At 72.1% G+C, this 1,255-nt stretch carries 2 protein-coding genes; both read right to left on the bottom strand.

Annotation, left to right across the window (positions count from 1 at the left end; genetic code table 11):
• Positions 1-20: 20 nt before the first annotated feature.
• The gene (locus ABD298_RS00825) at positions 21-635 is read right to left on the bottom strand and encodes a TetR/AcrR family transcriptional regulator (RefSeq protein ID WP_344297546.1); all 615 of its coding nucleotides are present in this window, start codon (positions 633-635) and stop codon (positions 21-23) included.
• A 58-nt stretch (positions 636-693) separates the two neighbouring features.
• A partial coding sequence (locus tag ABD298_RS00820) for an FAD-dependent oxidoreductase (RefSeq protein WP_344297544.1) occupies positions 694-1,255 on the bottom strand: 562 nt, incomplete at its 5' end.

Below are 1,255 nucleotides of genomic sequence, written 5' to 3'. Positions count from 1 at the left end.
GGTGCCCGGCCGACGTCGTGCTAGCCCTCGTCGCAGAGCAGGTGGTACCAGCTGTCGGCGAGCACCTCGAGCGCGTGCTCGCGGTTCGGCTCGTACTTGCGGCGGGTCCACAGCGTCGCGACGTAGTCGAGCTGGGTGAACGCGAGCGTCCCGCGGATGTGGCGGGTCTCGGGCTGGAACCGCCCGGCCAGTTCCATCCCCCGCACGATGTCCGAGATGACCTCCTCGTGCCATCCGTCCACGATGGCCCGCACCTCCGGGTCCACCGCGGCGGCCTCGTCCAGCACGTCGAGGTACGGGCGGAAGTCGGGCCAGAGCACAGCGCGGGACTCGAGCCACGCCAGGATCCCCTCGAGCTTCGCCTCCCGCACCACGTCGACGAGCTCCGCGGCGGTGGAGGCGCTGTCGGGGCCGTAGGCGCGGTCGAGCATCGCGTTCACCCGCGCCATGAAGTCCTTCATGAGGTCAGTGCGGGAGGGGTAGTAGGCGTAGAACGTGACCCTTGTGGTGCCGGCGGCGGCGGCGATCTCGTCGATCGTGGTCGCGGAATACCCCTTCTCGACGAACAGCTCGAGCGCCCGCTCGACGATCCGGTCGCGCGTCAGCTGCTTCTGGGCTTCGCGAAGTGAGGGCATGGACCAATCCTAGTGAGCGGTCGGGCGCGTGGAGAGCCGGTGGGCGACGCCGCCGCACTCATGCGCCAGACGCGGCGGCGAGGCGGCGCAGCTTCGGGACAGGAATACGGTAGTTGACGGCCGCCGCTGTCCCCGTGCCGTCGCCGTGGTCCCAGCGCAGCAGCATCGAGCCCTGCTCCGCGCCGGCATCCCGGTACTCCGGATCGCCGACGACCGGCGTGAACCCGACGGCCTTGAGCGACAGGCCGAAGCCCTCGGTCCAGAAGTACGGCTGGAAGTCGAACTCCGGCGCCGCGTCGCCGGCGAGCAGCCCGGCGACCGCGCTCTTGGCCTGGTCGATGGCGCTCGTCCACAGCGGGACCCGCTGGATCCCGCGGCGGGTCGGGAAGTGGGCGACGTCGCCCGCGGCCACGATGCCCGGGGTGACCCTGCCGCGGGAGTCCACTCGCAGCGCCCCGTCCGTGAGCAGGCCCGAGCCGTCAAGCCATGCGGTGTTGGGCTCGTCCCCGACGGCCGTGACCACGAGGTCGGCCTCGAGCCGGGTCCCGTCAGGCAGGAGCACGCGCGCGCCGTCGGCCGCCTCTTCGAGCCGCGCCCGGCCCCCGCCGACGATCCGCAGC

Origin of the sequence: Sinomonas flava, assembly GCF_039531875.1 — a bacterium.
Classification (GTDB): Bacteria; Actinomycetota; Actinomycetes; order Actinomycetales; family Micrococcaceae; genus Sinomonas; species Sinomonas flava.
The sequence above is the reverse complement of the archived record's forward strand: the minus strand, read 5'-3'. Positions and strand labels throughout refer to the sequence as shown.